This is a genomic window from Collinsella aerofaciens (assembly GCF_901212495.1).
GTDB classification, from domain to species: Bacteria; Actinomycetota; Coriobacteriia; order Coriobacteriales; family Coriobacteriaceae; genus Collinsella; species Collinsella aerofaciens_H.
Genome location: NZ_CAAKNY010000059.1, coordinates 13,353 through 19,003 on the forward strand (window position 1 = coordinate 13,353; position 5,651 = coordinate 19,003).

Genomic DNA, 5,651 nt, shown 5'->3' on the forward strand with positions numbered 1-5,651 from the left:
GTCCTCCGCGAGACGGAGGCGCCCGAGGGCTACGATCTGGCCGAGGACGTCCCCTTCACCGTGGGGGAGACCGCCGAGGTGCAGGCCGTGACCATGGCCGACGAGGCGCTGCCGGGGACCGCCCCGGGGACGACGCCCGGCGGCCTCCCGCAGACGGGCGACTGGTCCTGGGTCGTCCCCGCGGCGTGCGCCGCGGGCGCGGTCGCATGCGTGGGAGGGGCCATCGCGCTCGGCTCCCGCCGCCGTGCCGAGGCCGGAGCGGCCGCGCGCAGCACCCTCCGCCCCAAGGCCGGAGCGAAGGGGGCGAGGCGATGGGGACCGTGATCGCCTGCGTCGTCACCGCGGTCCTCTCCTCGACGGTCACGCTCGTCGCCTACGCGTGCTGCGTGGCGGCGGGCAACGCCGACCGGAGGGAGAAGGACTTCTGATTTCATGTTCTAATATTCCGCTATAAGGAGAGGCTGCCCCGTGGTTTTCTGCGGGGCAGCTTGTGTGTCCCGGGACGACTGACCCCTTGGCTCTCCATGTTGTCGTACTTCCCTATTGTTAGTCTGATCGTTTCCGCGTTCGGTTAGGCTTGCAGCGGTAGGGAGGCGTTTTTCTCCATCATCATCTCGTAGTGCGCCTGTTGCCCCAGCTTATAGAATATTTCCTTGAAGACTCTGCGGTAGGATTTCATGGCTTCGGGAGTAAAAACAATGACGAAGTCGTCAGAAATCAAATGGGACCCCTCATTGATGCACGACACGAGGGCCTTGCAGGTGATCTTGTCGGCGCCATCGAACATATCGATGCACTTTTCGTAATCGATACCTCCGATGACGCTGAAGTAGTATTCGAGAATTCTTCTCATCGTATTGAAAGCGTTCTTATTCGGCGCGTCTCCGATATCCCTTATTTCGTCCCAGAGTAACTCGTAGGAGGTGCTTATGAGATTGTCTGCATGATGGGAAATGGACGTTCGCTCATCTGCCTTGCTAATGATCCAGTATGCGCACTTCGTTTCGGGCCACTTTGACCTGCTCCCCAAAAACGTGACCTCCTTATGGAAGTAGACGTTGTGGGTCAGGATGAAAACCTGTTTGATTCCGTGCTTTCCATCCCTACAGTCCTTGACGATTTCCTTGGCGAGCGAAGTGATGATGAACATCACGTTGCTATCGAGGCTGGATATAGGGTCATCGATTGCGACGACGCGCGGTGTGTCTATCCCCTCCGTCTCCAGGCTGCCGTATACGAGGTGATAGAAGTACAAGAACGAGATGAAGTTGTACTCTCCCTCGCTGAGGGTCCTTCTGGCGTCGGCGCCGTCTGGGCGGACGATTCTGTACATCCCCTTACTCTGCTTGTCTTCGGAGAGGCTGAAGCCGGTGAAGCCGAAGCGTTCGAGCAATGAATTGATAGCGTCTACTGTCGGAGTGATGCTGGTCCTCGTCGTCTCGAGGTGGGCCTTCTCTGCCTGCTTCTTCCTTTTCTCATCCTCCTTGTTGGCGATAATTGCCTGGATTGAGCTTATCGCCTTCTCGCATCCTCCCACGCTTCTGGAGTAGGCCTTTTGTGCTGAGCTGAGGTTATGGAGGATTAACCCCCAGACTCTGCGAGAGAGATCCGATCTAGCGGATGAGATGTTGTCGCACAGTTCGTTGTTCGCGGCAATCTGCTTGTCGATTCGCCCGAAAGCTGCCTTGACTGTGTCCAACGCCTCCGCCTCGTCGCTCAGCTCCACTTTAGAGGAAGGGTCAACTAGCTTTTGTTTTATCGCTGAGAGATTGACGTCAAGCACGTGATTGAGTGCCTCTGCTGCCGCATTAACTACATTGACATCGTATTCATTTGGCACAGATTCTTTGATTGCCTCAATGGATTGAATGACCCTGTCTCGGAAGGAGGCATAGGTGGCTTGGTAGCTTCTGATCGCCCCCACACTCTCCTCGTATCTATCATCGAAATAGGCTTCTATCTCAGTTTCGAGTTCTGCGGGTAGGGTTCTCTGACAGTAAGGGCATCTGCCTTTTGTCAGAGGGTAGAGCTCCACCCCCTGCTTGACCCAGTTGCTACTTTGCAGGTAGTCGATGAAGGCGCCGATGGGCGTATTCCCGCTTCCCGTGATTGGTTCAGTGAGGAGATTGCAGGCTTCCGGCACGGCAATCTCATTGAGTTCCGAGAGTTCTATCCTTTCCTGTTTTTGAAGGTTATTGCTGTAGAGGCGAGCATACTCGTCGAACAAGTCTTCGATTTGCGGACTTCCATCTGCGGCAACTTCAGCCGCTTTCGCTAGGCAAGACTTCGCAAAGGTGTCTTTGCCTTTCAAGGTCCCTTTAAGGGTTTCAGAGAATCTCGAGAACGTCTTCCTCTGAATCCAGCATGCTTCTGCGAACTGCAGGAAGGCTTCCTGCTGTTTCTCCCTTTGCCCGGTCACGGAGTTGCTTTTGGTTGTAATCTCGTCGTCAAGATCGTCGATGTCTTTGCCGAGCTCTTCGATTCGCCTGGCTGTTTTGTCGTCGTCCTCACCGAGGGTAAAGATGCCGCTAATCCTCTCGCTAAAGTTCTTTTCAACGAACTCGCCATTGAAGACTAGGGTTTCCAGGTTGGTGCCGTTCTCCCATTCGATGTGATAGCTTCCGCTCGACGTGCCAGAGATGACTCTTGAGAGCGTGGTCTTGCCTGTTCCGTTTCCACCATAGACAAAGTTAATCTGCTTCGGTTCAATCGTGATATTGGAATACGTCGCGGCGTTATCGATGTGGATGCTGCTGATCATCGGTTGACCTTCCTTCATGTTGCGAAGCTATCTGGAGATTAATTAAAGAGGGCTTTTTTGTTGCGGCTTCGGCTCAATCTCGGGCTTCCAGACTTCGCTTGCTTTGGTGAAGCGACGGGCTGATCTAGGAAGCTGTTTCTCGGTCCGCGAGACGAGATGACAACTCGCCGAGATTATCTAGGAACCATCGCTTTCTCATGTTGCCGGTTCTTGTCATGACACGGCTCTCTTCCAGCTCATGCTTTATTTCGGATACCCATTCAGCTATGGCGGCCGATGCCTTCCCAGTTCCAAGCGATGTACGGCCTAGATGCACGAAGAAGATCCGAAGACTTTCCTGATCTTCTGCACGTCCTCCACAGAACGTTGCGACTATCAGTTTCGGATCGGCTTCTAGAAGGGCTAGGACATCCCATTTCGCCGCCTCCTCGAGCCTGCTTGCAAGGTCCTTTCCCGTCAATTCATGTTCCATAGATACCGGCAATAGTTTCGATGCCCTTTCCCGGAGCTGTTTCTGCGCACATTGCTGGAGTTCGCTAACGAGCTCCCTATTCTCCTGCCTCTCATCGAGGAGAAATTCTGGACCCGAGAGGCGCTCAAGGGCATTTTCTGGATTGACGGCCACTGCCCGCTTGCAGAATTCGGCGAACTCGCTCAACGTAAACGGACAGTCGTAGCCAAGGTCTGAGAGCGAAAAGTAAACGGCGAGAGCATCGCGTAGACATGCGATCGAGAAGTCCGCCTTGGGCGCCACCTCGTAGAATCGCTTGGCAAGGGGGTCTACCTCTTCGTCGTCGAAACTGTACACGTACCTCAGCTTATCGGCGATCTTCATTATTTCCAGGGTGTCGGCATTGTTCGGATATCTCCTGTCGATGTAGGACCGGAATCCTTGCTCGAGGGCATCTTTTGCCAGATGGCCGGAGGGGTTGAACGCCTTATCGATTTCGGGATAATCGGTATAGCGGCCGTAGAGCTCAACGTTGCGCTCGTACTCTAATGCTTCTGGACTAGGCCAAGCTGCAGACGTTTCCCTTTCAGGTCGAGAGGGGGCCTCTCCCATGCAAGTAAGCAGTGCGAAGTTAACCGCATCTCGGAGGGCATCGAATCGGTTTTGAGGCGCCACTGCCTTGTCCCGGAGTGCTTCAAGATCGCATAGTTTGTGAACGAGGTGTTCGGCCCGAATCATTGCTCGCGCGTTTACGCATCCGCTGGCTTCTGCCCCTGCGATTATGGCATCGGAGACGTCAACATCATCAACGGGGCGGTTACCAACGGTAAGAATGTCTTTCGCCAGCGTCGTCGGGCTCGGTTTGAATCGGTAGATCTTCCAGACGAGCTTTTCACGAACGTTTCTATCAAACTCTCGCGTTGAGTCAGCTTCGTCGCTCGACAGGGTATTTGTGACAAAAAGAACCTTCGCCCCCATTCCTTCGACAAGGTCGTTCGCTGCTCCAAAAAGCGCCAAATCGTCGCCTTCTTTTGAGCGCCTTTCGACGTCATCAAAGACGAGGAAGTGCTTCTTCTGGAGCATCAGGCAAACGGCTGATTGCATGCTGACCGAGATGTTAAGAGGGAATCCCGCCCTCGCTACTATCTCTCTTGCGAGTCTGCCAAGGTTGCTTCCAATCGTTCCGATTGCAGATTGCGCCTTTTTGCTTCTGTCGCTTAGATGGATGAGCGCCATCGCAATTCGTTCGTAAAGGTCGTCAGCGCTCGAGACCCCGAACATCGAGATTCTAACGAGGTCGATATTCTCGTTTTTGAGATGCGGAGCGACTTTCTTTTCAAGGAAGCGGGTTTTGCCGGAGCCCCAGGCACCTTCGAGGGCTATCGCGTAGCGGCGGTGCTTGTCATGAAGATAGCTATCAATCTGTTTGATGAGCTGGTCGGTAGAATCGTCAGAGTCTTTTGCTGGCATTGTTTCTCCTCAGGAATTCTCTGCAGACCGAAAGGGTCTTTTGCTATAGAGTTTCGCACAGAATCGAGGTGCTTCGATTGTCCCTCGGGGGTTCTGTCGACACTGTAAGTTGGTGGGCGCAGTTGTGATGTTCCTCTTGTTTGCGGTTTGCGCAACGCTGATGCGCCGTATTGGAAGAACAAGCGCTTATCTAGGAAGGTTGCGATTCGCTGGCTGCGAATCTTCTGCCAATCTCGGCCATGCTCTCGTTGTTGATGGAGTCCTGAGGAGGTAAAATTCTCCCAGAAATATCGGGAGGAAAGGTTTTCCTTGTACCTCGAGATTGGTGAGTTCCAGATTGGAGCCGCTCCCCGTGATGCTTGGCAGGAAGTCGCGAGGAGCTGACGGTACAACCTGCGCACTTTGGCGACCGGTTTCCGCCGGCCCATGTCTTTGTGCGCGCACGGTTCGAGTCCTGGGGCCGCGGCTTCGCTGCCGCGGCCCTATTCGTCTCGATCGTGCAAAGGAAAACCCAATGAGGGGAAATGGACTTCCTTCGCGGCCGCCCGGCCGCGAACCTCGCGCGCTTCGCGCTGCCGGCGCTCGGCGCCAACCTCCTACAGTCCGCCGACCAGGTCGTGGACATGCTCGTCGTGGGGGCGTTCGTCGGGGAGCGGGGGCTCGCCGCGCTCGCCAACGCCACGATGGTCGGCTTCGTGGCCAACTCGCTCTCGCTCGGCCTTTCCGTGGGCGCCACGGTGCTCGTCTCGCGCCGCCTCGGGGCGGGCGACCCCCCGCGGCGCCTCCCGTGCGGAGGGGACGGCGCTCCTCGCGGCAATCGCGCTCTCGGCCGCCGTCGCGCTGCCCTGCGCGGTCCTCGCCGGCCCGCTCTACGGCGCACTCGGCGTCCCGGCAGACGCGCTCGCGGACGCCGCGGCGTACACGCGTGTCTGGGCGGCGGGGCTGCCCGGCGCCTTCCTGCTCTCCGCC

Annotated in this window: 3 protein-coding genes; 1 reads left to right on the plus strand and 2 read right to left on the minus strand. The window is 56.1% G+C overall.

Going from position 1 to position 5,651, the window contains the following annotated elements; genetic code table 11:
• Positions 1–571: 571 nt before the first annotated feature.
• Positions 572–2,761, minus strand: a complete 2,190-nt coding sequence (locus tag SFLMC1_RS06835; protein ID WP_187323894.1) for an AAA family ATPase — start codon at positions 2,759–2,761, stop codon at positions 572–574.
• 124 nt (positions 2,762–2,885) lie between these two features.
• Positions 2,886–4,682: a P-loop NTPase fold protein gene (locus SFLMC1_RS06840; RefSeq protein ID WP_152074687.1), complete on the minus strand. Its 1,797-nt coding sequence runs from the start codon at positions 4,680–4,682 to the stop codon at positions 2,886–2,888.
• 524 nt (positions 4,683–5,206) lie between these two features.
• Between SFLMC1_RS06840 and SFLMC1_RS11450 the strand changes: the two genes are divergently transcribed.
• A partial coding sequence (locus SFLMC1_RS11450; RefSeq protein WP_222838051.1) for an MATE family efflux transporter occupies positions 5,207–5,651 on the plus strand: 445 nt, incomplete at its 3' end.

Excerpts from the sequence above, each read along its gene's own strand:
- SFLMC1_RS06840 (WP_152074687.1), bottom strand. The coding sequence starts at position 4,682 with ATGCCAGCAAAAGACTCTGACGATTCTACCGACCAGCTCATCAAACAG.
- SFLMC1_RS06835 (WP_187323894.1), bottom strand. The coding sequence starts at position 2,761 with ATGATCAGCAGCATCCACATCGATAACGCCGCGACGTATTCCAATATC.